Below are 20,774 nucleotides of genomic sequence, written 5' to 3'. Positions count from 1 at the left end.
ACTTCCACGGCGACAACGGGGCCGGCCTGTTCGCCTGGCACCAGACTGGCTGGACGGCGCTGGCAACCGACCTGATCTTCCCCCTGGGCCGCTGACCGCCGCTGCCCCGCACTCTGCCCGCGCACACCCGTCCCCTGCCCGCGCCCGCCCAACCCGCTACCCCGCATGATCGTGCTCGGTCCATGTTGTGGTGGCGTTGCCGGCGTCGGGAGGCCACTCGATCCTGGATCGAGCACGATCATGTCGGTCGACGGAGGTCGGCACCACCCTCGGTGCCCGCCGACAACTAGCTAGCGCGCTCTGCGAGACACTTCCTCGGTCGAACCGACCGAGCTGACCAAGCACCCCATGGATACGTCAACAGCATTACAGTTGCTCGAACTATTCGGTGAGCACCTTCACGGTGTCGGCTAGTCCGTCGTTTCGGTTGATGCCGACGAAGAATTCGCTCCCCACATGGGTGACATCTTCGATCTCATCGACCAGGTTGTTGCCCGGAATTCCGATGTCACTCTCCACATCGCCTCCAGACCAGTTGTACTGGTACACCCAGTTCCACCCGGTGGCGGGCGTTGAGGTGTTGATTGACTTGGTGTTCCAGATATAGTTCTCCGAGCAGTCGATGCCTTGGTCGGAACGATTATCGTGACTCGTCAGGTTGCTCTTCACCAGCGTCCATCCACTCGTCAACGCGCCAGCGCCGGGATGGGTCCACAGGCTACCCAACCGTCGGGCAGCATATTTGCCGGCTCCGCCGGCGGCCGTAGCGCTGTAGCAGAGGCCGCTGATGTTGCCTATCGGTAGACGAACTTCCCCGGTTGTGCCAATAGATCCGTCGGCGTTCAGGCGTACGATTGTCACCTTGTCACTCAGAAACGCGGATTGGCTCCCCTGGGTGGCAATCAGGGCCGGGCCCTGGCCCAGATAGTTCGCGTTGTAGGCGAGGTCGTTACCGTGGCCGAGTGTGGGTATGGAAGTTGGCGCACCGGCGCAGACCCAGCTAGTGCCGTCCCAGGTTGAGCCGTCGCGCACCCACCTGGACAGGACGGGCTCGGCGCCGGCCGCCTTTGTGAAAATGATGTAAAGCTGGCCGCCTGGCCCTGCCACCATGCCTTGCATGACCGTGCGACCGTTCTTGCACGCACTGCTGTTCGGGATGTTCAGCCGTTCCGCCCCGCTCCTGTCCGTAGCAGCGTAGGCAGATGCCGCCGGAGCGATAGCGATTCCAACTGAGAGTGCGAGCACGGTCGCGACGCTCGATAGTTTCTTCAATTCGGTGTCTCTCCTCTAGGGGTAAGGCGAGAGGAGAGTATCAGTTGATGTCGACCTGTCTATGTCACCCTTGTCATGGTGGCGGGCCGCTGATGTGCCGGCGGTGCTGGCCCGGCGTGCCCGGCGGCGCTGGAGGTCGCCGCCGCGCACGGGCATCGAACGATCGTGTTGGGTGCGTGGGGATGCGGCGCTACCCGAATCGGTCGACACCGCTGGCTCAGCCGTAAGCAGCAGTGACCAACGGAAGTGGCGGCACCCACCGGTGCCGCCAATTCCGTCGTACGCCGACACCGATCCGCCCGCCGGCATCTCCGATGTCGTGCTGTCGGATCAGCGCGCTCTCGCCGCGTGAACGATCAGGTCCGCCACCGGGCCGGCCCAGCGTCTGTTTCGCCGCCTGTCCCTGCTGTCGGGGCCGGATTTCGACGCACGCCGCGCGGCGGCCCTGGACGGAAGCGATCTGGACGACACCGAGGACGCCCTCAAGGAGCTTGTTGAGCTGAGCCTGTTGCGGGCCGGAACGGACGGTCGGTATGGCTTCCACAACCTCATTCGCCTGTTCGCCAGGCAGCGACTGGTCGACGAAGAGCCGACCGCCGGCCGCGACGGGGCACCGAGGCGTCGGGTCGACCGGCGGCTGGACGGCGGCAACGTCACCGGCCCCCGGTCTGACTTTGAACCCGCCGGGCTCCGAACTCAGCGGAAGGCCGCCGTCGGCTGAGATCGCCACGGACGGTGACGACCAACTGCAGATTTGTTTCTGCATACGGTTTTTCGTGTTCTCCACCGCCCGCACCAGGTGGAATCAAGGAACGGGCACCGGACGCCGACGATGGCCAGGCTGCCGGCTCGCCCCGGGGGGCCTGGACGGAGTCCAAACGGTCTGCGTCATCTGGCTGTCCTACCTCGAACAGGTCGAGGCCACCGTGCGGCCCTACGGCGGGAAGTGGCTAGCCCAGGGTGACGTGAACCGTGGTCGAGGGGGCCTGGCCCGGCTCGGTGGTCCTGATGGAGTTCCCGGACCGCGCCGCTGCCGAGAAGTGGTACGGCTCGGCTGAGTACCAGGCTATCCTGCCGATGCGTGCCAACAACGCGATCAGTGATCTCATCCTGGTCGACGGCGTCGGCCCGGACTTCACTGTTGCCGGTTTCGCCCAGCAGGTCCGGGACGCGATCAAGGCCGCCTCCCACTGACCGCGTCCTCGCGCAGCAGCGGACACCGCATCTGAACCCGTCAACAGTGACCGTGGGCGACCGGCCGAACTCCGTGTCGCCCCGGCACGCCGGCGGATCTAGTGCCGAAAAAGGGGTAGAAACGACCATGTTGAGCTATGCAGTCCACGTCGCGCCGGCCAAGGTCGCCGTCACGGATGATCTTCCGCCGGGCGAGGATCGCCGCCGGTGGTCGCCGACGGCGTCCACGCTCATCTTCGGTGAGCGGGACGCGGTCCTGGTGGATCCTCTGATGACCATCGACGAGTCGAGAGTCCTGACCGATTGGATCCTCACTACCGGCAAGATCGTCACCACGATCTTCATCACCCATGCCCACGGTGATCACTTCTTCGGAACTCCCGGCGTGCTGGAGCGGTTCCCCGCCGCCCGGGTCGTCGCGGCGCCGAGCGTAGCCGAGCACATACCCGCGCAGTGGAGCCCTCAGTGGTTCGACGGCTACTGGCAGCCCCGCTTCCCCGGCCAGCTTTCCGGTCAGCGGTTCACCGTCGAACCACTCGCGGACGGGTGGCTCGAACTCGAAGGCGAGCAGCTGCAGGCCGTCGAGCTGGGCCACACCGACGCCGACAGCACCAGCGCGCTGTTTGTGCCCGGCATCGGACTGGTGGTGGCCGGCGACGCCGTCTACGGCGATGTACACCTCTACCTGGCCGAATCCACGGGCGGCGGCAGCGATCGGTGGCTTGAGGCACTGGACACGATCGAGGGTCTGCGCCCGAGCGCGGTCGTGTCCGGGCACAAGCGGGACGGCGACGCGGACAGTCCCGATGACATCGGCCGAACCCGGCGGTATATCGAGGACTTTTCCGCCGCGCTGAGGAAGACGGCGAACTACCAGGAGTTGTACGACTCCATGCTGGCGCTCCATCCCGACCGGATGAACCGGGGCGTGCTCTGGAACTCGGTCAAGGCCGTCTTCGCCTGACATGGTTTCCGCCCCGCATGATCGCGCTCGATCCATGTTGTAGTGGTGTCGCTGGCATCGGGAAGCCACTCGATCCTGGATTGAGCACGATCATGCAGTGGGCAGTGGGCTTCGTCGCTGCCATGATGAAGCGTCCCCAACTTCATGCGCTTCAAGTCAACCGATGTGACGGGGCACCACTCAGCGGTTTGCCCGTTCGATACCTCGCCGGACGAGGCCGCTGATGCCGGGCAGGGTGATCGCCCGGATGGTCAGATCGCTCATCCAGACGTGGAATCGGCTGGGTGGCGCGTACTGGGCCATTCCCCGACGGGCGAGTGCCTGTCGTTTGCTGACCTCCGGGCGTAGTCCGGTCTCCCACTCGGCGAGTGCTGCCGGGAGGTCGTCGGCGTGCCGCCGTAGGGCGGCGCCGAGGTGGTCGGCGCCGGCCAGGGCGAGGGCCGCGCCGTGTCCGGCGAAGAGCGTCACGCACCACGCCGCGTCTCCGAGCAGGACGACGCGACCGGTGCTCCAGCGTGGCATGACCACCTGGCTGACGGCGTCGAAGTAGGCGCTGGCCGGGTCCTTCGCAAGGTGGTCGATCGCGTCGGGCACGCCACCCGAGAGATCTCCGAACGCGGCCCGCAGCGCGTCGACCGGCCCGCGTTCCAGGTCGGCGGCGGGCTCCGCGCTGCGGTAGGTGAAGAACGCCGACGACCGTTCCGGGCCCAGGTTGACCATCGCCGCGGTGCGCCCGGGACCGATGTACGTGGTGGCGGACGACTCGGGTACGCCAGGCACCGGGTGGGTCAGCGGGAAGGCGGCCACGAGGTACGGGAGGTCCACCCGGAAGTCGGGGCCGAACACGGCGGTACGGGTGGCCGAGTGCACCCCGTCGGCACCGACCAGCAGGTCGGCCTGCTCGATGGTGCCGTCGCTCAACTCCACGCGTACGTGATCGGTGTCCTGGTCGACGGAGGTGACGGTGGTGCCGAAGCGGATGTCGACACGGTCTCGCACCGCGTCGAAGAGGCAGGATTCCAGGTCGCCGCGGAACACCGAGAGGGCCCGCTTGCCGAGTGCGGCCTCGGCGATGGCGGACGGCACTGTGAACTTGGGGCGTCCGTCGGCGTGGACCAGCACTGTGGTGAACAGCCCCAGGTCGGCGGCGGTCAGCGCGGAGATCAGGCTGAGGCGTTCGGCGGCGTCGTAGCCCGGCCCGATCAGGTTCACCATGTAGCCGCTGCTGCGCCGGGCTGGGGCACGTTCGGCCACGAGGATCTGCCACCCGTCCTGGTGGAGTCGGAGGGCTGTGGCCAGCCCGGCTATCCCCGCGCCCACGATCACCGCACGTTTCATCCAGCACCTCGCCGCCTAGAATGAGCATCTGCTCAAACTAGTATGAGCGACTGTTCATACCGGCGCAAACGGCGGCGGCGCAACCGCCTAGACTTCAGGCATGCCGCGCGGAGTCGCCATCCCAGCGCTCAGACAGCAGCTGTTCGCTGCCGTCGAGCGGTTGATCGTGGAAGAGGGGCCGAGCCAGCTCACCGGCCGGGCCGTCACGCGCGAGGCCGGCGTCGCGACAGGGCTGCTCTACGCGCACTTCGCGAACTTCGAGGATTTCCTGACCGGGTTCGCTGTCGACCGCGTCTTCCAGATCTCCGGCGAGGTGGCCGGCCTGCCGCAGCGCGCCGGGTCCGGCACGGTTGCCGACAATCTGCGCCAGGCCGTCCTGGCCACGCCGTTGGGCACGCTGACGGCACTGACCCGGCTGACCGCATTTCGGCCGGAGTTGACGGCGAACGTCGAGGCGGTCCTGGGTGGCGGTATGTCGGGGCTACGGGGGATCGAACGCGCGGTCGCCGACTACCTGGCCGCCGAGCAGACCCGTGGGCGCGTGCCGGCCGGCGCCGACACCGACGCACTGGCCCTGGCTGTGGTCAGCGTGCTGCATTACGTCGCGCTGACCAGCCACACCGACCCGACGGCGGAGCACCGGATCCAGCAGGTGATCGGCGCGCTCACTGATGGTTTCCCCGCCGCCGCACCCTCCTGAGCGCCGCGCCGCAGGCGGCGTCGCAGCCTGCGGCGCTGCCAGGCCCCGAGAGGCTCACTGATAGCCGATGTGGACGGTCAGCCTGCCCTCCCTGGGGTTGGCCCCCACGTAGACAGACGCCGGGTCGAACACTGTCGGCGGCAGGCTCAGCTCCTCAGAGAGACCCATCTCGCGTGCCAGATCCTCGGGAGACTGCCCCGCCGCGGGCACCAGGGTGATCGTTCGCCAGCATCCACCGGAGGCGCATTCCACGCTCTCGTCGGCGATCGTCGCTCCGGACGGCACCTCCGGCATCCGCGACTTCGGCGGCAACGATCCCTCGGTCTTGAACACCTGCAACCACAGGAACGACAGGACCCACAGGCACGACAGCAGACCCAGCGTCACGGACACGGCCACGAGGGCGCGCTTGGTGCGCTTCCTCAGCGCGGTCCGTGACGTCATCGCGCGATGATAGCGGGGCATGGTCGATCAGCCGGGGCGGGAATGGGCTCAGGTCAGCCGGTGAAGGGCTCGGGTCCGAGGCGGCCCCAGGTCACGAACGCGGCCATCGCGAGGTAGACCAGATTCAGCACGATGAACCTCGCCTCGCCGTAGCGCAGGTGGGTGATCATCGCGCCGATCATCAGCAGGATCCAGCAGACGGCGGTGACCGGCACCAGCACCGGTGCGATATCCAGCACGGCGGGCAGGATGAGGCCGGCTGCGGCCAGGAGTTCGAGGACGCCGAGGGTCTTGACGAAGCGCACGCTGGCGTCCCCGGTCCACCCGCCGCCGTTGACCGCTGACAACTTCTGCTTGGGTACGAACGTCTTGGTGATGCCGCCGGCCAGGGCAATTGTGGCCAACAGGCCGGCCGCTATCCACAGTGCAAGGTTCATGAGGTGTCCTCCGTTTCGGGTCACACAGGAGACACCGCCGGCCGGTGCGCCGTGACAGCTCGTGAGGTGACGAGGAGCACGGACGCCCGGCGTCACAGAAGTCGGAAGGCCGGTGTCTGGTGGGCGACGCGGTCGAGTTCGGCGAGACTGGAGGACGCATGGATGCGGAAGGCGGAATCATGAGTGCGGACGGCCGGGGGGACCGGGCCGTCGACGCGTTCGTCACACACCGGAACCTGCTCTTCACCGTGGCCTACGAGATGCTCGGCTCGGCCGCCGACGCGGAGGACGTACTCCAGGAGACATGGCTGCGGTGGGCGGACGCGGATCTCACGGCGGTGCGGGACCAGCGCGCCTACCTGGTCCGGATCACCACCCGACTGTCGCTCAACCGGCTGCGTGCCGTCGGTCGGCGTAGGGAGTCCTACGTCGGCTCCTGGTTACCCGAGCCGCTGTTGACCGCGCCCGACGTCGCCGAAGACGTCGAACTCGCCGAGAGCGTCTCGATGGCGATGCTGCTGGTGCTGGAGACGCTGGCGCCGACCGAGCGGGCGGTGTTCGTCCTTCGTGAGGTCTTCGACCTTGGATACGACGAGATCGCCGAGGCGGTCGACAAGAGCCCGGCCGCTGTCCGTCAGATCGCCCACCGTGCGCGGGCGCATGTCGCCGCGCGGCGGCCGCGCGGGATGGTCTCGCCGGCCGAAACCCGACGTGCGCTCACGGCGTTCCGGCTGGCGGTCGAGACCGGCGACGTGCAGGGCCTGCTCGACGTCCTCGCGCCGGATGTCGTGCTCCTCGGCGATGGCGGCGGGATCAAGCAGGCCGTGCTGCGGCCTGTCGCCGGGGCCGACAAGGTGGCCCGCCTGCTGTGCAGCACACATGCCAGGGTCGCGACCATGTCGCTGCATTACGCCCAGGTCAACGGTCACCCGGCGCTGGTTCTGCGGCTCGACGGCGAGCTCGACACGGTCCTCGCGCTGCGTGTCGACGGCGGTCTCATCAGCGGGGTCTACGCGGTGCGTAACCCCGAAAAGTTGTCGCACATGCGGAGCGAAACGGCCCTGCGCCGCTGACGGTCGGCGGTGACCGTCGGTCGCCTCCGTCGGGGCGGATGCGGGTTTGAGCGCTATACCTCAGAGGTATGAATATGACTCTGAGGCATACCGCTCGACCACACATCGACTTGCCGGGCCAGCCAACGCGTTAGGACTTACTCGTCTAGTACGGGGGCGTGGGCGTCTCCGGCGACCGGCGGAGGGATCGTCGCGCGTCCGCTCCGGCGACGCCGAGCAGCACCACGGCGGCGACCGCGCCGGCGGTGAGTGGCTGGAGGTGCAGTGCTGCCGGGATCAGCAGGCCGAACGCCAGCAGGCCGGCCAGCCGGGACCGGGAAACCCGACCGAAGACCTGATATTCGAGCGCCGATCGTCCGGCGAGGAAGAGCACCGGGCCGCCGAAGATGGCGATGAGCCAGGTCGCCGGGAGGTGCCCGAGCGGCTCGGCGATGAACAGCTCGAAGCCGACGCCGGTGAGCACGATCCCGGCGATCATGACCATGTGGGCGAACGCCATGTCGGTCGCGAGTCGGGCCGGGTTGCGGGAACGGTCGACGGCCGTGCCCAGCATCCCTCCCGCCACGTGGAAGTAGATCCGCCAGAGCAGGACGGTGCTCGCCAGCGCCAGGACGAACCCACCCGTCTGGTCGGTGTGGAACTCGCTGCCGCTGAAGGCGAGCCCGATGACGAAGATCGCCTCGCCGAGAGCGATGAGGAGGAACTGTTGGTACCGCTCGGCCAGGTGCTCGGCCGCGATCATCTGGACGCCGAGCCGTTGCGCGCCGAGTCGCGGGGTCGGCCAGCCGAGGAACAGCCCGGCGTAGTCGATCAGCACGGCGAGGGTCCAGAGTGCCCCGCGAACCGTGCCGTCGTTGACCAGCCCGCCGGAGACCCAGAGCGGTGCGCTCAAGCCGAACCAGAACAGAATCCGGATCGACTGTTGTGGGTCCGGCCGGCCGTGCCCGGCGACGTGGAAGAACACCACCCGGCCGATCTGGAGGGTCACCAGGGTGATGGCGAAGAGGGAGGCCCGTGCGCCGAAGCCGTGCGGCACGGCGACGGCCATCGTCATGGCGCCGACCAACGTCATGATGATGACGGTCTGGACGATCGGGGCGTCCGGGTCCAGCCAACTTGTCGACCAGACGGTCACCGACCAGACCGCCCACAGCGCCAGGAACAGCAGCAGAGCCTGGCCGAGACCCGCGTACACGCCGCTTTGACCGTCGGTGAAGTCGGCGATCAGCCGGGCGGAGATCCGGGTGAGGGCGAAGACGAAGACCAGGTCGAGGAAGAGCTCCAGAAAGGTGGCCCGCTGGCGGGTGGCTTCGCTGCGCAACAGCCTGTCGGGGGTGTTCCTCATCGGCTCGCCACGCGTCGGTGTCGCCGAACCACGTGCCCTCCCGTCGCGGTGATCTCCTCGCCTAACGAGCCAGGGGGCGGCTGTGGCACGTGGAGCGAAGGGGCCGGCGACCCACAACAGTCACCAATCCGTCACCAGACCGCTACGGCAGGTGTACGCCTCTACGCTCGTGGGCGTGCCCGGACCTGCCGAGAAGGCCACTGAACAGGACCGGCGTGACCTCATCGTCACGGTCGCGCGAGAGTTGGCCGAGACGGAGGGCTGGGCGGGTGTGACCACCCGACGGCTCGCCGAACGAACCGAGATCGACATGGGCGACATCTATCGGCACTTCGCCGATCTGGAGGCGCTGATCGCCGCGGTCGCGGTGTGCGCCTTCGCCGATCTGGCTGCCGACCTCGCCGAGGCGCACGCGGAAACCGCCGGGAGCCCCGAGGGGGTCTGGCCGGCGGTCGCGACCGCGTACCTCGACTTCGCGTACACGAATCCCGAGGTCTATGACGCGATGCTCGCGCTGACCCCCGACCTGGCTCTCGGCGTGGATGGCGTGCCGGCCGCGCCGCGGGCGGTCTTCGCCGAGCTGCGGGCGGCCCTGACCCCGCTGGCCGAGGGGCGGGACCCGGACACCTTGGCCGAGGTGGGTTGGAGCCTGCTGCACGGCGTGGTGATGCTCACCCGCGGTGGCCGGCTGCGACCCGAGGGGCAGGAGGACCGCGAAGCGTTGATCGCGCAACGGTTGCTGCGGTGGCCCTGACCAGGTCGCACCGACGCCCCCTGATCGCGGTCAGTTGATGGGCTGGCGGTCGGCCGGGCCCTTGTCGGCGAACCGGAACGTGGTGTCCAGCTTGGCGTTACCCAACTCCTTGAGGACGAGGCCGTTGCCGGGGAGGTGCTGGAGGAATCGGGTCTCGCTGCCGATCGCGTACGTGCCGTCGCCCTTGGCGATGATGGTGAACCGCTGGATCGGGTCGTCCTGGTCGCAGACGACGGCCCCGATGGTCAGTTCGGGCTCGATGTCCAGGCCGTTCACCTGCCAGCAGGACGGATCGTCGTTGGCGGGGTGGCCGTCCTTCGTGCCGAACGCCCTGATCACGTACCGGTCGCCGCCGATCGGTGTCGGCACGAACAGGGTCCGACCGCCGGTGTCGCCGCCCTCCTCGAGCCGCCCGCTGATCTCCAACGGCTTCCCCGAACCCTGCACCCGGGTGATCGTGACCTCGCGCTTGCCGGACAGCAGTGGGTCGGTCGCCGCTGCCGATGACGTGGTCGGCGCCGGTGGCGTCGGCGCGCCTGTCACGGCGCCCGACGGCGTCGGCGTGCCCGCCGCGGCGCCCGGCGCCTTGTCCGCACCGCCCTGGCACGCCACCAGCGCGCCGGTGCACGCCAGCATCGCCGCGCCGGTGACCCACTTCATGGTGAACATGCCGTACTCCTCAAGAGGCGTCCCGAACCTGGGCGGGAATCATCATGGATGTCGCCTCCGCATGACGACGGCCGAGCCGGAACGGTTCACGAAAATCCGGAAGATCTCAAATCGATCTCCCGCCTATCCTGTCTCTCGGCCTTGGCGACGGTGGCACGGGGAGGGCATGGCATGACGGTCGGTGTGGCGGCGCGACGACAGGCGCAAGTGTTGATCTTCGATGCGGACGACACGTTGTGGGAGAACAACGTCGTCTTCGAGCGGGTGATCGACGACTTCCTGGGCTGGTTGGACCACCCCACCCTGGACCGGGCCGCGCTGCGGGCCGTCCTCGACGACATCGAGCGGGCCAACGCGGTGGCGCACGGGTACGGCAGCAAGGTCTTCCTGCGCAGCCTGGCGGAGTGCCTGGAGCGGCTGCGCGAGCGGCCGGCCACCGACTCCGAACGTCAGGAGATCGACCGGCTGGCGGTGGCCCTCGTCGAGCACCAGGTGGAGCTGATGCCCGGGGTGGCCGACGCGCTCGACGAGCTGGCCGGACGGCACGAGTTGCTGCTGCTCACCAAGGGCGATCGGGAGGAGCAGCAGCGCAAGCTGGACGCCTGCGGTCTGCTGCACCACTTCGGGACCGCGCACATCGTCGCCGAGAAGAACGTCGACACGTACCGGTGGCTCACTCGCGAGCACGGCTTCGCGCCGGACGGCGCGTGGATGATCGGCAACTCCCCGAAGTCCGACATCCTGCCGGCGCGTGCCGCCGGGTTGAACGCGGTGTTCATTCCGAACGCGAACACCTGGGTGCTGGAGGACGACGAGCTGGACCCGACCGACGGCGGGGTGCTGCGGCTCGCCGCGTTCCGGGACCTGCTGCGCCACTTCTGACCGTACCGAAGCCAAACAGCGTCGGCGATCATGGTCGCGTTACGCCAAACTGCCCGATTTTGAGCGTGGGATCAGTCCTGCCGCCGGTCGTCCGACCCGGCTTGTCCGGCCGGCCGGAGCGCGCCTAACCTGGTCCGGCGCTCACGGCCCGTCGGGGTGTGTCGGGGGCGCGTCGGCCTTCGGCGGGTGAGCACCGTGGAGCTGAGTGCGAAGTGGCTGGCTCACCCCGTTCTGGCGCGTGGCGTCGTGCCACGCCCGCGCGGCGGGGTGCCGGAGCTGTCCGCTTCCCTGCCGGACGGCCGAGGGTCAGGGCCGGGTAGTTGCGGACCCGGTCCTGACCCGGCCCGCGAGTCGTTCGACCGATGCGAGCGGGGCAGACCGCGCGCCGGTTCGACTGTCAGGATGGCGGCATGAAGCGCAGATCTCTCCTACTCGGCGCGGCGGCCGGTCTGGTCGCCCCAGCCGTGATCGTCCCGGCCGCGCCCGCACTCGCGGCGGACCGGCCGCTGCGGCCGGGCTGGGGCACGGCCGCGGTGCAGCGACCCTTGCCGAAGTGGCAGCCCCAGAACCGCGCCAGCGCATTGACCACGCTGCCGGCGGAGACGAAGCAGGTGATCATCGTCGGGGCCAGCAGCTACACCACCACCTACGCCACGCTGGAGGCGTTCGTGCGGGTCCGGAGCACCTGGCAGCCGGCCTCGGCGTCGTTGCCCGCCCGGATCGGCTCAAAGGGCTTCAGCGACAACCACGTGGAGGGTGTGCCGACCACGCCGACCGGCGTCTACTCGATCGGCCCCACCATGTACGGCATCGCCGCCAACCCGGGCGTGCGATTCCCCTACCACCGGCTCGTCAGCGGTGACTGGTGGAACGAGAACCCGTCGTCCGCGCTCTACAACACCTTCCAGCAGAGTGCGACCAACCCGGGCGGGGCCAGCGAAGCACTGTGGAAGGAGGTCCCCGCGTACACGCACTTCGCGGTGATCACCTACAACATGCCGCCGAACGTGCCGAAGCCGGTGCCGAACGCGGGCAGCGGGATCTTCCTGCACCAGTTCAGCACCAGCGCCGGCAACGCCACCGCTGGTTGCGTCTCCCTCGCCAACGGTCACCTGGTCGACGTGCTCAACTGGCTGGACCCGGCGCTGTCGCCACGCATCGTGCTCAGCCCGTACGCCCAGCTCAGCCGCTACTGACAATCGGGGCGACTCAGCCGGCGTCGCGCCGGACGATCGACACTGCGACCCGGCAGAACTCGTCCATGTCCGGGTTGAACCCGGCAGCGATGTCGGGATGCAACCCGGAGCGGGTCTCCTCCAACAGTCGCTGGCAAACCTGCTCGACCGGTTCGCCGCCGTAGTCGGCGCGGATCCGCTCGGTGGCCGCCTGAAGCGCCGAGGTCAGCTGCTCCTCCAGCGGGCCGCGCAGCTTCTGCTGCACAGGATCGAGCCCGCGGGGGTCGAGCGTGACATGTGGCTCCGACATCGGTGCTCCCTTCTTCGGCGTCCGCGATACCCCACCGCGAACGTCGGTCAAACCCCGGTCGGTACGGCGGCGACCCGCACCTGGTACGAGAACTCCTCCGCCGGCTCCTCGTGGTACGACAGCCGGCGGATCTGCCGGTCGTCGTCGTAGAGGGCGACGTCCACCAGCACGCCGAGGTGGGCGAGGCCGATGCTCGACACCCGCTTCTTGTCCTGCAACACCTCACAGACGCCGCCGAGAAGGGTGCTGGCGTCGGACGTACGGTGCCCGGGCGGGCAGCGCAACACCAGGTCCACCTCGATCGGCCCGGGCAACGGCGTCCAGCCGGTGCGCTGGGCCGCGGCGAGAGCGGCCTGGAGCAGGGTGCGGACCCTCGTCGCCTGCCGGTGGCCGGCGGCGAAGATGGACAACGCTTCGGTCTTGACCGGTGGCAGGCCGCTCACCTCGAACGTCAGGGCGAGAGCGCGGGTGTCCTGCACGACGGCACCTCCTCGTTGGGACGATCCTGCCGAACCGGGGGCGCGGCGGTGGGACGTTCCCGCGATTACCAACCGATCGGGCAGGCATGGGTCGGCCGGAGGCGTGTCGACGGCGGCGGCGAACGCGCCGGCTACGGCGCTAGGAAAACGCTAGCCGACGACGCCCGCGCTCGGTAGTCGGTCGTTCACCCGGTGGGGCGTGGTGCGAAGGCGCAGAACTCGTTGCCCTCCGGGTCGGCCAGCACCCACCACCAGTGCGCCTCGTCGAGCGGCTCCCGCAGCAGTGTCGCGCCCGCCGCGATCAGCGCCATCGGCTCAGGGTCGACCAGGTCGACGTCCCAGTGCAGCCGGTTCTTGACCGTCTTGGGCTCGAGCCCTGCGACAAACACCCAGTACTCCCACGGGAACCCGGCCGCGCCGGCCACCGACGACGTGCTCGACTCGTGCTCGATGGTGCCGCCGACCACCCCGGCCCACCAGGTCGCCTGCGCCGCCGGGTCGGTCGAGTCCACCACCAGCTCGAACGGGCCCGGTCGGGTGCCGTCGCGGGCCGGGAACGCGCAGAACTCGTTGCCCTCCGGGTCGTCGAGCACCCACCAGGTCGCCTCGCCGCCCGGTTCGCGGACCAGCCGGGCGCCGTCCGCGAGCAACGCCGCCGGGTCCGCGTCGGCCAACCGCAGATCCAGGTGTACGCGGGTCTTGCCGACCCGAGGCTCGGGCACCTTGTTCACCCAGATGGACTCTGCGTTCGAGCGCGCCGAGCGGGGGTCCACCCGGGTGTCACCGTCACCGGCATCGGCCACGTCACCGTCGAGCATCCGGGCCCAGAAGGCGCCCAGTGCGAGCGGGTCGTTGGCGTCCAGACAGAGGTCCTTGAAGCGCGCGATCATCGTTCCAGCATGCCTGATCCGGTCCGGGCGAACAGTCCGGGCAGAAGGTTCGGGGCTGGAGCGATCCTGAATAGAATCCTTGCCGTTATATAACGCCGCGCGTACTATGCGCTCATGCATGAATCCACCTTCCTGATCCTCACCGCTCTGGCCGCGCAGCCGTTGCACGGCTATGGGGTCGTACAGGCGGTGGAGGAGTTGTCGGCCGGCGACGTCAAGCTGCGGCCTGGCACCCTCTACGGCGCACTCGACCGCCTGGTCGAGCAACACCTGATCGAGGTTGACCGGGAGGAGGTCGTCGACGGGAGGCTGCGTCGCTACTACCGGCTCAACGAGGCGGGAGCGGCGGCCCTGCAAACCCAGGCCGAGCGGTTGCGCCGGCATGCCACGGCGGCCGACACCCAGCTGAGCAAGCGCCCCGGTGGTGCCCTGGGCTTCGGGACGGTGATCGCATGACCGCCGCCACCTGGTCGACCGACGACCACAGTCTCGAACGCCACTACCGGAAGCTGCTGCTGGCGTACCCAGGCCGGTACCGGCAGCGGTACGGCACCGAGATGATCACGACGCTCCTTGAGATGGCGTCGCCCGGGCAGCGTCGCCCTCGACCCGGGGAGGCCCTGCACCTGCTCGCCAGCGGTGTGCGCCACCGGCTCCGGCTCCCCGCACGCCGGCCGCTCGCGGTGATCGCGGCGGTCCTCCTCGCCCTGACAATGGGCGCGTTCGGTGGGGCCGCCGGGTCGTGGGCCGGTTCCCAGACGTTCGCGGACCTGCCCGACGACGCCACGATCGCCCGCCTGGCCCAGCGGGCCAGCGGTGCCGCCAGCGATTCCATCCAGCTGCGTGTCGCGTCACCGTGGCTGGAAGAGTCGATCTCGACGACTACCGAGGTCGATGGCGCCTGGGACGCTGAGAAGGCCCGGCAGCGGTTCGCAGCTGACGGCTGGTCGGTCTCCGGCATCACGCCGCTCGGCGGCAAAGCGGTCGCGTTCAACAGTGACACCAAGTCCTTCGTCGACCTTCCGATGCGCAACTCAACGTTCAGCGCCAAGTCGAACGGGCTGACACTCCAGGTGCGGGGCTACCTCACCGCCGACCACGGCTCTGTCCACCTCGACGGCTGGGCGCAGAGCAGGCCCATGTTCCTACCTCTGATCGTGACGGGCATCCTGATCGGACTTGTCGTCGGGTGGCTGTTCGCAGCGGCCCTCGCCTATCGGATCGTGGAGGCGTCTGCCGAACGGCGACGCGCCTCCGCCGGGCTCTGGGCCGTCGCGCTGGCCGCGCTCGCTCTGCCGGCAGTAGCCCTGTACGGCAACGTACTGCGGGCATTTCGAGATCACGGCGACGTCGGTCCGGTTTTCACAGTGCACAGCGCATTCACACCCGGCTCCTATTACCCGTTGGGGCCGGCCTGGCAGATTCTCGCCCTGACCATCGCCGGTGCCGTGCTCGCGGGTGCCGCGATCCGGCTCGCCCGTCCGGACAGCCAGCCGAAGACGCAGGAAGCGGCGATAGCAAGCTGAGGGCTTCGGCCGCTGCTGTCCGATGGTCGGGACGGTAGTTCGTCATCGAACTGACTGACGGTGGTCGGAGGCTTTTCAGGGTAGATCTTGGACGGTTTCCGTTCCGGCAGAACGGAAACTGTCCAAGATCTCCAGATCCGCCGGAGCATGTCTTAGGCAGGAGGGATCTTTTCCGAGTTCACGTTCAGTGCTGCTTGGCGTACGCGACGAACGCCTTCCAGGCCGTCGGATCGACGTGCAGGGTGCCGCCGTCGCGGTCCTTGGTGTCGCGCACCAGCACCACGCTCGGCAGGTTGTCGGCGACCTCGACGCAGGCTCCGCCGTTGCCGCCGGACCGGGTCGACTTCCGCCACTGTGGGGTCAGCATGCCCATGACTTCGCCACTTCCTTGATCAGCTCGGTTGACTGCCGGCGGGGGAGCGCCTCGTTCCGCACGATCTCCCACGTCTTTGCCAGCTTAGCGACGTCGGCCGGTGCATCGACGATCTGCGCGGTGAGCTGGTTGTCGGCATAGGTCACGCGCTCACCGTCGGGCATCTCGGCGATGATGAACTGACCGCCCATCCCCAGGTACATCCCAGCATCCACCGGCACGATGTGCACCTGGATATGCTCCGCCGTCGCCAACTGGACCAGGTGCTCGCACTGCTCGACCATGAGGCCCGGCTGGTCGAGCACCGGCCGGCGCAGCACCGCCTCGTCCAGCACGGCGATGAGCTGCGGCGGGCGTGGGCGTTGCAGGATCGCCTGGCGCTCCAGCCGGGAGGCGACGATCCGGTCCACGTCCTCGGCATCGAACCGGCCACCGGCCAGCGTCGCGCGGGCGTACCGCTCGGTCTGGAGCAGGCCCGGCACGTAGGCCAACTCGAACCAGCGCAGCGTGGTCGCCTCCCGCTCGAACTCGATCCACTCGCGCAGCCAGGCCGGCTCGGCGTCGAGCCGGGCCAACCCGTCCAGCATGCGGAGGAAGCGTCCGCCGGTCTGGTGGTGGGTGTCGACCGCCCTCATGTACTCCTTCGTGGGCGGTCGCCCGCCGGTCTCCACCGAGCTGACGTGCGAACCCGAATAACCGATGCCCCTGCCGAAGTCGTCCTGACTGAGCCCGAACCCCGTCCGGAACAGGCGCAGTTCCTCCAGTACGTAGTCGGTTACGGTCCCCATCGATTCCCCAACCTTCGCTCAGTCTGGCTCGGCGTGTCCCTCATGGGTGCTCACCTGGACCGCTGAGCTGCACAAATGGCGCGAGCACGTATCGACGGTAGTCGCCTCATCACCACACTGTCACCAGTGGCGGGTCCGCTGGTGGCCGGAATGGCGGCGGCGGGCCCTGCCCTCCGGGGTCGCTCCCGTCTCCCCCTTGCGGGAGCGGCCCCTTCCCCGTCCCCGAGGAGGTCGATGTGCTCACCCCGACAGCCCAGCAGCCCTCGGCGCGGTGGCGGTGATGGTGGTCCGGCCGCCCGTCCCGCACGTCGCCATGCGCCCGCTGTGGCGGTGCCGGAACTGTGGCACCGAGTGGCCCTGCCAGCCGGCCAAGCTCGCCCTGCTGACGGAGTACCGGACCAGCCGAACCGCACTGCTGATCTACCTCGGCACTCTGATGCACGAGGCGACGAATCAGCTCACCCAACTCCACCCGGATCATCCACCGACCAGGATGACCGAGCGCTTCCTCTCCTGGGCCAGGGCCCGGAGCTGACGCTCGGGCAGCAGCGCGCAGGAAGTCAGGGCCAGCAGCTTGTGCGCAAGGCCTGGCGCTGCTCGTACCGTCAGGCGGGTTTGACTCTGGTCGCGTCCGCGTGCGAGGTCTCGGCGGCGGTCCGGCCCTCGCGCAGTGACAAGCGACGCGCCAGCACCGTGGCGCCCGCGAGTGCGGCCAGCACCATGGCGATCTCCGCGACCACCACGGGCGGCGCCGCGCTGTAGCCGGTGGCCCAGGCGAAGGCGACGGTGATCGGCATGATGACGATGCCGGCCACCGGCATGAGGACGCTCATCAACTGAGCCGTCCGCCGGATCCTGGGCAGGTCGCGTAGCCGGGTCCGTACCGCGATGACCGCTCCCGTGATGACCACGGCGGCCGGTATGCCGTAGTAGACGGCGACGGCGAGCTGGACCGGTACGTCGATCGAGCGGGGATGTCGATCATGCGGACGAAGGCCGGGTAGGCCGCCATCAGGAGGCCGTAGCCGAGCACGACACCGAGCACCGCGCCGATCAGTGCCGTGCCGAGAATGCGCCCGTAGTCGCCGCGCACCCGCCGGACGCCCGCCTCGTCGGCGAGCCGCCGCGCGAAGCCGGCCACGTCACCGCCGATCAACTGCGCGGGATCGCCCCCGTCGGCGGCCGCGGCCCGCAGGTCGAGGCGCAGGTCGGCGGCGAGTGCCGCCCGATCGGCCGAGCCGACCCCGTACCCCCGCCACGCCTGGTCGGCTTCGCCCAGAAGGCGGTCGATGGTGTCCATGGGTCAACTCCTCGTGGGGTTGTGGTCGAGCGGGCAGAGAACGGCGTCGACGGTGTCGGTGAAGCGGTTCCACTGTTTCTGCCAGGCATCCAGGTGGATCTGACCGGAGTCGGTCAGCGCGTAGACCTTTCGGGGCGGGCCGGTCGGGCTGACCTGCTGTTCGTGGGCGACAAGGCCAAGTCGGCGCATGCGGGTCAGCAGGGGATAGATGGTGCCGTAGCTGATGGCGCCGAAGCCGGCCGTTTCCATCCGCCGAACCAGCTCGTAGCCGTGCGCGGGCTCGCGTGCCAGCAGCGCCAGCAGGCACATGTCCAGCGCGCCCCGCAGGAGTTGGGTCTGCCGGTCGTTGTCGTCGATGGGCTGGCTCTCCGCCGCTACCATGCGACACATACTACCTTGCTATTTGGCGTCACGATATACCGGCGCGGACTTCCGCTGTGACAGCCATGTTTCGCGACTTCACGGGTGGGGCAGAGTAGCCGCTACAGAGCATCCGGGCCGGAGTTTCCGCAGCTTGCCGACTCGGAATCGGCTCGCCGTGCGCCGGGGCACGGATGCCCTCCCCGGTCTTTCGCCGAGGAGAGGGGGAGGGCGATGACGGACCCCGAAACGGCTCGACACCGACGCCGGCCGGTTGTTCGGCTGGGCGCGGCGGCTGCCGCGCTGGCACTCGTCGCGCCGCTGGCCGCGTGCGGCGCGGACGACGCTGGTGGCCCACCGACGATCAACCTGTACTACCCGCCCGAGCAGAACCTGCAGAAGGTCGTCGACGACTGCAACGCGCAGGCCCAGGGACGGTACGAGATCGCCTACCGGGTGCTGCCCCGGCAGGCCGACGACCAGCGGGTGCAGATGGTGCGCCGGCTGGCCGCCGAGGACAGCGGGATGGATCTGCTCGGGCTGGACGTCACCTGGACCCAGGAGTTCGCCAGCGCCGACTGGATCCGCGAGTGGACCGGCCAGGACAAGGCCGAGGTCGAGCAGGGCACCCTCGCCGGGCCGTTGGACACCGCCCGGTACGAGGACAAGCTGTACGCGGCGCCGAAGAACACCAACGTCCAGCTGCTCTGGTACCGCAAGGACCTGGTGCCGCAGCCGCCGACCACCTGGGACCAGATGATCAGCGCGGCCCAGCAGCTCAAGGACCAGGGCAAGCCGTACCAGGTGCTCACCATGGGCGCGCAGTACGAGGGTCTGGTCGTCCTCTACAACACCCTGGCCGAAAGCGCCGGTGGCAAGATCCTCAGCGACGACGGCAAGAAGGCCGTGATGGACGACGGCACGGTCCGGGCGTTGGAACAGCTGAAGAAGTTCGCCACGTCGGGCGTGACCTCGCCGTCGTTCAGCAACGCCACCGAGGACCCGGTTCGGCTGGAGTTCCAGTCCGGCGCGGGCGCGTTCCAGGTGAACTGGCCGTTCGTCTACCCGGCTCTTCAGGAGGCGAACCCGGAGCTGGCCAAGCAGGTCGGCTGGGCTCGGATTCCGGGCATCGACGAGGGCACCCCCAGCAAGGTCACCATCGGTGGGGTCAACCTGGCGGTCAGCTCCTACTCCAAGCACCCGGAGCAGTCCTTCGAGGCGGCCCGGTGCATCCGCAGCGCCGAGCACCAGAAGTTCTCCGCCATCAACGACGGTGTGCCGCCGACCATCGAGGCGGTCTTCGACGACCCGGAAATGACCGAGGCGTACCCGATGAAGGACACCATCCTGGAGGAGTTGAAGGAACCGGCGACGCGTCCGCTGACCCCCGCCTACCAGAGCATCTCCACAGTGATGTCGGCGATCCTGTCGCCGCCGTCCGGGATCCGCCCGCAGCAGACCGCCGACGAGCTGCGCGGCGCCATCGCCGACGCCCTCCAGTCCAAGGGGGTCCTGCCGTGAGTATCAACGCCACGCCGACCGGCGCCGACGTCGCCGCCGACGAGACCCGCCGGCCCGCCGCCGTACCGAAACAACGCGGCGGCCGTCGCAAGCCCCCGTTGAGCGAGAACAAGAAGGCCGAACGCCGGCTCGGTCTGCTCCTCTGCGCGCCGGCCGCGCTGGTCATGATCGCGGTGACCGCGTACCCGATCATCTATTCGGTCTGGCTGTCGTTGCAGCGCTTCGACCTGCGCTTCCCCGACCAGCGTGAGTTCATCGGGCTGGAGAACTACGTCACGGTGCTCACCAACGAGTTCTGGTGGACCGCGTTCGGGGTGACCGCGCTGATCACGGTGGTCACCGTGGCAGTCGAGCTGGTGCTCGGCATGGGCCTGGCGATCATCATGCACCGCACCCTGGTCGGGCGCGGCCTGGTCCGGACCTCGGCGCTGATCCCGTACGGGATCGTCACAGTGGTCGCCGCGTTCTCCTGGCGGTACGCCTGGACGCCCGGCACCGGCTACCTGGCCGACCTGTTCAGCGACGGCGCGCCGCTCACCGAACGGGCCAGCTCCCTGGCGATCATCATGCTGGCGGAGATCTGGAAGACCACCCCGTTCATGGCGCTGCTGCTGATGGCCGGCCTGGCGCTGGTCCCGGAGGACCTGCTCAAGGCGGCCTCCACCGACGGCGCTACCGCCTGGCAGAAGTTCACCAAGGTGATGCTGCCGGTGATGAAGCCGGCGATCCTGGTCGCGTTGCTGTTCCGCACCCTGGACGCGTTCCGGGTCTTCGACAACATCTTCGTGTTGACCGCCGGAGGCAACGAGACGTCGTCGGTGTCGATGCTCGCCTACAACAACCTGATCCGGGGCCTCAACCTCGGCATCGGTTCGACGATGTCGGTGCTGATCTTCATCACCGTGGCGATCATCGCCTTCGTCTTCGTGAAGCTGTTCGGCACCGCTGCTCCGGGCAGCGACGACGGAGAGAGGCGCTGA

General features: G+C 68.7%; 27 protein-coding genes. 12 read left to right on the top strand and 15 right to left on the bottom strand.

Annotated elements, in window-relative coordinates:
• Window positions 1–381 precede the first annotated feature (381 nt).
• Both MED15_RS33235 and MED15_RS33230 read right to left on the bottom strand, forming a co-directional pair.
• Window positions 382–1,272, bottom strand: a complete 891-nt coding sequence (locus MED15_RS33235; RefSeq protein ID WP_146758769.1) for a hypothetical protein — start codon at window positions 1,270–1,272, stop codon at window positions 382–384.
• A 217-nt stretch (window positions 1,273–1,489) separates the two neighbouring features.
• Entirely contained in the window at window positions 1,490–2,059 is a 570-nt protein-coding gene (locus MED15_RS33230; RefSeq protein WP_146766717.1) for a hypothetical protein, read from the bottom strand.
• A 221-nt stretch (window positions 2,060–2,280) separates the two neighbouring features.
• Between MED15_RS33230 and MED15_RS33820 the strand changes: the two genes are divergently transcribed.
• A complete protein-coding gene (locus MED15_RS33820) occupies window positions 2,281–2,466 on the top strand; it encodes a DUF1330 domain-containing protein (RefSeq protein WP_208646654.1) in 186 nt (61 codons plus the stop codon).
• A gap of 46 nt (window positions 2,467–2,512) precedes the next feature.
• Window positions 2,513–3,430 (top strand): MBL fold metallo-hydrolase, encoded by a 918-nt coding sequence (locus MED15_RS14110; protein ID WP_208646652.1) that lies wholly within the window; start codon window positions 2,513–2,515, stop codon window positions 3,428–3,430.
• A 180-nt stretch (window positions 3,431–3,610) separates the two neighbouring features.
• Here MED15_RS14110 and MED15_RS14105 read toward each other — a convergent pair whose 3' ends face one another.
• Window positions 3,611–4,768, bottom strand: coding sequence for an FAD-dependent oxidoreductase (locus tag MED15_RS14105; protein WP_112735878.1), 1,158 nt, complete (start codon window positions 4,766–4,768; stop codon window positions 3,611–3,613).
• 100 nt (window positions 4,769–4,868) lie between these two features.
• On the opposite strand from MED15_RS14105, the gene MED15_RS14100 reads away from it, so the two are divergent.
• Window positions 4,869–5,468: a TetR/AcrR family transcriptional regulator gene (locus tag MED15_RS14100; RefSeq protein ID WP_112735877.1), complete on the top strand. Its 600-nt coding sequence runs from the start codon at window positions 4,869–4,871 to the stop codon at window positions 5,466–5,468.
• Window positions 5,469–5,522: 54 nt separating this feature from the next.
• Here MED15_RS14100 and MED15_RS14095 read toward each other — a convergent pair whose 3' ends face one another.
• On the bottom strand, window positions 5,523–5,912 hold the full coding sequence (locus MED15_RS14095) for a hypothetical protein (RefSeq protein ID WP_112583011.1): 390 nt from the start codon (window positions 5,910–5,912) through the stop codon (window positions 5,523–5,525).
• 53 nt (window positions 5,913–5,965) lie between these two features.
• Window positions 5,966–6,349, bottom strand: coding sequence for a DoxX family protein (locus tag MED15_RS14090; protein ID WP_112602343.1), 384 nt, complete (start codon window positions 6,347–6,349; stop codon window positions 5,966–5,968).
• 179 nt (window positions 6,350–6,528) lie between these two features.
• Here MED15_RS14090 and MED15_RS14085 point away from each other — a divergent pair, with 179 nt between their 5' ends.
• Entirely contained in the window at window positions 6,529–7,422 is an 894-nt protein-coding gene (locus MED15_RS14085) for an RNA polymerase sigma-70 factor (protein ID WP_208646650.1), read from the top strand.
• A gap of 145 nt (window positions 7,423–7,567) precedes the next feature.
• On the opposite strand, the gene MED15_RS14080 is transcribed toward MED15_RS14085, so the two are convergent.
• Window positions 7,568–8,767 (bottom strand): low temperature requirement protein A, encoded by a 1,200-nt coding sequence (locus MED15_RS14080; RefSeq protein ID WP_112735875.1) that lies wholly within the window; start codon window positions 8,765–8,767, stop codon window positions 7,568–7,570.
• A gap of 175 nt (window positions 8,768–8,942) precedes the next feature.
• Here MED15_RS14080 and MED15_RS14075 point away from each other — a divergent pair, with 175 nt between their 5' ends.
• Complete coding sequence (locus MED15_RS14075; RefSeq protein ID WP_112602341.1) at window positions 8,943–9,521, top strand: TetR/AcrR family transcriptional regulator; 579 nt, start codon at window positions 8,943–8,945, stop codon at window positions 9,519–9,521.
• A gap of 30 nt (window positions 9,522–9,551) precedes the next feature.
• Here MED15_RS14075 and MED15_RS14070 read toward each other — a convergent pair whose 3' ends face one another.
• Complete coding sequence (locus MED15_RS14070; RefSeq protein ID WP_112602340.1) at window positions 9,552–10,190, bottom strand: hypothetical protein; 639 nt, start codon at window positions 10,188–10,190, stop codon at window positions 9,552–9,554.
• A gap of 171 nt (window positions 10,191–10,361) precedes the next feature.
• Here MED15_RS14070 and MED15_RS14065 point away from each other — a divergent pair, with 171 nt between their 5' ends.
• Both MED15_RS14065 and MED15_RS14060 read left to right on the top strand, forming a co-directional pair.
• Window positions 10,362–11,072 carry an HAD family hydrolase gene (locus MED15_RS14065; RefSeq protein ID WP_112735873.1) on the top strand — a complete coding sequence of 237 codons (711 nt, stop codon included), beginning with the start codon at window positions 10,362–10,364 and terminating at the stop codon, window positions 11,070–11,072.
• Window positions 11,073–11,482: 410 nt separating this feature from the next.
• On the top strand, window positions 11,483–12,268 hold the full coding sequence (locus MED15_RS14060) for a L,D-transpeptidase family protein (RefSeq protein WP_151497410.1): 786 nt from the start codon (window positions 11,483–11,485) through the stop codon (window positions 12,266–12,268).
• Between the two features lie 13 nt (window positions 12,269–12,281).
• Here MED15_RS14060 and MED15_RS14055 read toward each other — a convergent pair whose 3' ends face one another.
• The 3 genes from MED15_RS14055 to MED15_RS14045 all read right to left on the bottom strand — a co-directional run bounded on the left by MED15_RS14055 (window position 12,282) and on the right by MED15_RS14045 (window position 13,926).
• Complete coding sequence (locus MED15_RS14055; protein ID WP_112583018.1) at window positions 12,282–12,557, bottom strand: hypothetical protein; 276 nt, start codon at window positions 12,555–12,557, stop codon at window positions 12,282–12,284.
• Between the two features lie 47 nt (window positions 12,558–12,604).
• On the bottom strand, window positions 12,605–13,036 hold the full coding sequence (locus MED15_RS14050; RefSeq protein WP_112735869.1) for a RusA family crossover junction endodeoxyribonuclease: 432 nt from the start codon (window positions 13,034–13,036) through the stop codon (window positions 12,605–12,607).
• Window positions 13,037–13,221: 185 nt separating this feature from the next.
• Window positions 13,222–13,926 (bottom strand): VOC family protein, encoded by a 705-nt coding sequence (locus tag MED15_RS14045; RefSeq protein ID WP_112602339.1) that lies wholly within the window; start codon window positions 13,924–13,926, stop codon window positions 13,222–13,224.
• 114 nt (window positions 13,927–14,040) lie between these two features.
• On the opposite strand from MED15_RS14045, the gene MED15_RS14040 reads away from it, so the two are divergent.
• Complete coding sequence (locus MED15_RS14040) at window positions 14,041–14,382, top strand: PadR family transcriptional regulator (protein ID WP_112583021.1); 342 nt, start codon at window positions 14,041–14,043, stop codon at window positions 14,380–14,382.
• Window positions 14,379–15,452, top strand: a complete 1,074-nt coding sequence (locus MED15_RS14035; protein ID WP_112735867.1) for a DotU family type IV/VI secretion system protein — start codon at window positions 14,379–14,381, stop codon at window positions 15,450–15,452. Before MED15_RS14040 ends, MED15_RS14035 begins: the two co-directional genes overlap by 4 nt.
• Window positions 15,453–15,636: 184 nt before the next feature.
• On the opposite strand, the gene MED15_RS14030 is transcribed toward MED15_RS14035, so the two are convergent.
• Window positions 15,637–15,819, bottom strand: a complete 183-nt coding sequence (locus MED15_RS14030) for a DUF397 domain-containing protein (RefSeq protein WP_091405267.1) — start codon at window positions 15,817–15,819, stop codon at window positions 15,637–15,639.
• The gene (locus MED15_RS14025) at window positions 15,813–16,613 is read right to left on the bottom strand and encodes a helix-turn-helix domain-containing protein (RefSeq protein WP_112726867.1); all 801 of its coding nucleotides are present in this window, start codon (window positions 16,611–16,613) and stop codon (window positions 15,813–15,815) included. The genes MED15_RS14030 and MED15_RS14025 overlap by 7 nt, the downstream gene beginning before the upstream one ends.
• Window positions 16,614–16,893: 280 nt before the next feature.
• On the opposite strand from MED15_RS14025, the gene MED15_RS14020 reads away from it, so the two are divergent.
• Entirely contained in the window at window positions 16,894–17,148 is a 255-nt protein-coding gene (locus MED15_RS14020; protein WP_112602373.1) for a flavin reductase, read from the top strand.
• Between the two features lie 70 nt (window positions 17,149–17,218).
• On the opposite strand, the gene MED15_RS14015 is transcribed toward MED15_RS14020, so the two are convergent.
• From MED15_RS14015 to MED15_RS14005, 3 genes are read right to left on the bottom strand one after another with little or no spacing between them, the layout of a single operon-like run.
• Entirely contained in the window at window positions 17,219–17,446 is a 228-nt protein-coding gene (locus tag MED15_RS14015) for a hypothetical protein (protein ID WP_112735865.1), read from the bottom strand.
• On the bottom strand, window positions 17,446–17,913 hold the full coding sequence (locus MED15_RS14010) for a hypothetical protein (RefSeq protein ID WP_112735863.1): 468 nt from the start codon (window positions 17,911–17,913) through the stop codon (window positions 17,446–17,448). The genes MED15_RS14015 and MED15_RS14010 overlap by 1 nt, the downstream gene beginning before the upstream one ends.
• Window positions 17,914–17,916: 3 nt before the next feature.
• A complete protein-coding gene (locus tag MED15_RS14005) occupies window positions 17,917–18,294 on the bottom strand; it encodes a PadR family transcriptional regulator (protein WP_112726869.1) in 378 nt (125 codons plus the stop codon).
• A 213-nt stretch (window positions 18,295–18,507) separates the two neighbouring features.
• Between MED15_RS14005 and MED15_RS14000 the strand changes: the two genes are divergently transcribed.
• Both MED15_RS14000 and MED15_RS13995 read left to right on the top strand, forming a co-directional pair.
• Complete coding sequence (locus MED15_RS14000; protein WP_112583026.1) at window positions 18,508–19,794, top strand: ABC transporter substrate-binding protein; 1,287 nt, start codon at window positions 18,508–18,510, stop codon at window positions 19,792–19,794.
• A complete protein-coding gene (locus MED15_RS13995) occupies window positions 19,791–20,774 on the top strand; it encodes a carbohydrate ABC transporter permease (RefSeq protein WP_112602333.1) in 984 nt (327 codons plus the stop codon). The genes MED15_RS14000 and MED15_RS13995 overlap by 4 nt, the downstream gene beginning before the upstream one ends.

This window comes from Micromonospora noduli (assembly GCF_003264475.1).
Classification (GTDB): Bacteria; Actinomycetota; Actinomycetes; order Mycobacteriales; family Micromonosporaceae; genus Micromonospora; species Micromonospora noduli.
Note: the sequence above shows the minus strand (reverse complement) of the source record. Positions and strands in the feature narration are given on the sequence as shown.

Coding starts and splice junctions, on each gene's coding strand:
- MED15_RS14025 (WP_112726867.1), bottom strand. CDS start 16,613: ATGGGGACCGTAACCGACTACGTACTGGAGGAACTGCGCCTGTTCCGG.
- MED15_RS14065 (WP_112735873.1), top strand. CDS start 10,362: ATGACGGTCGGTGTGGCGGCGCGACGACAGGCGCAAGTGTTGATCTTC.
- MED15_RS14095 (WP_112583011.1), bottom strand. CDS start 5,912: ATGACGTCACGGACCGCGCTGAGGAAGCGCACCAAGCGCGCCCTCGTG.
- MED15_RS14030 (WP_091405267.1), bottom strand. CDS start 15,819: ATGCTGACCCCACAGTGGCGGAAGTCGACCCGGTCCGGCGGCAACGGC.
- MED15_RS14055 (WP_112583018.1), bottom strand. CDS start 12,557: ATGTCGGAGCCACATGTCACGCTCGACCCCCGCGGGCTCGATCCTGTG.
- MED15_RS14040 (WP_112583021.1), top strand. CDS start 14,041: ATGCATGAATCCACCTTCCTGATCCTCACCGCTCTGGCCGCGCAGCCG.
- MED15_RS14100 (WP_112735877.1), top strand. CDS start 4,869: ATGCCGCGCGGAGTCGCCATCCCAGCGCTCAGACAGCAGCTGTTCGCT.
- MED15_RS14080 (WP_112735875.1), bottom strand. CDS start 8,767: ATGAGGAACACCCCCGACAGGCTGTTGCGCAGCGAAGCCACCCGCCAG.
- MED15_RS14070 (WP_112602340.1), bottom strand. CDS start 10,190: ATGTTCACCATGAAGTGGGTCACCGGCGCGGCGATGCTGGCGTGCACC.
- MED15_RS14060 (WP_151497410.1), top strand. CDS start 11,483: ATGAAGCGCAGATCTCTCCTACTCGGCGCGGCGGCCGGTCTGGTCGCC.
- MED15_RS14000 (WP_112583026.1), top strand. CDS start 18,508: ATGACGGACCCCGAAACGGCTCGACACCGACGCCGGCCGGTTGTTCGG.
- MED15_RS14010 (WP_112735863.1), bottom strand. CDS start 17,913: ATGGACACCATCGACCGCCTTCTGGGCGAAGCCGACCAGGCGTGGCGG.
- MED15_RS14035 (WP_112735867.1), top strand. CDS start 14,379: ATGACCGCCGCCACCTGGTCGACCGACGACCACAGTCTCGAACGCCAC.
- MED15_RS14020 (WP_112602373.1), top strand. CDS start 16,894: ATGGTGGTCCGGCCGCCCGTCCCGCACGTCGCCATGCGCCCGCTGTGG.
- MED15_RS33820 (WP_208646654.1), top strand. CDS start 2,281: ATGGAGTTCCCGGACCGCGCCGCTGCCGAGAAGTGGTACGGCTCGGCT.
- MED15_RS14015 (WP_112735865.1), bottom strand. CDS start 17,446: ATGAGCGTCCTCATGCCGGTGGCCGGCATCGTCATCATGCCGATCACC.
- MED15_RS14005 (WP_112726869.1), bottom strand. CDS start 18,294: ATGGTAGCGGCGGAGAGCCAGCCCATCGACGACAACGACCGGCAGACC.
- MED15_RS14090 (WP_112602343.1), bottom strand. CDS start 6,349: ATGAACCTTGCACTGTGGATAGCGGCCGGCCTGTTGGCCACAATTGCC.
- MED15_RS14105 (WP_112735878.1), bottom strand. CDS start 4,768: ATGAAACGTGCGGTGATCGTGGGCGCGGGGATAGCCGGGCTGGCCACA.
- MED15_RS14045 (WP_112602339.1), bottom strand. CDS start 13,926: ATGATCGCGCGCTTCAAGGACCTCTGTCTGGACGCCAACGACCCGCTC.
- MED15_RS14085 (WP_208646650.1), top strand. CDS start 6,529: ATGAGTGCGGACGGCCGGGGGGACCGGGCCGTCGACGCGTTCGTCACA.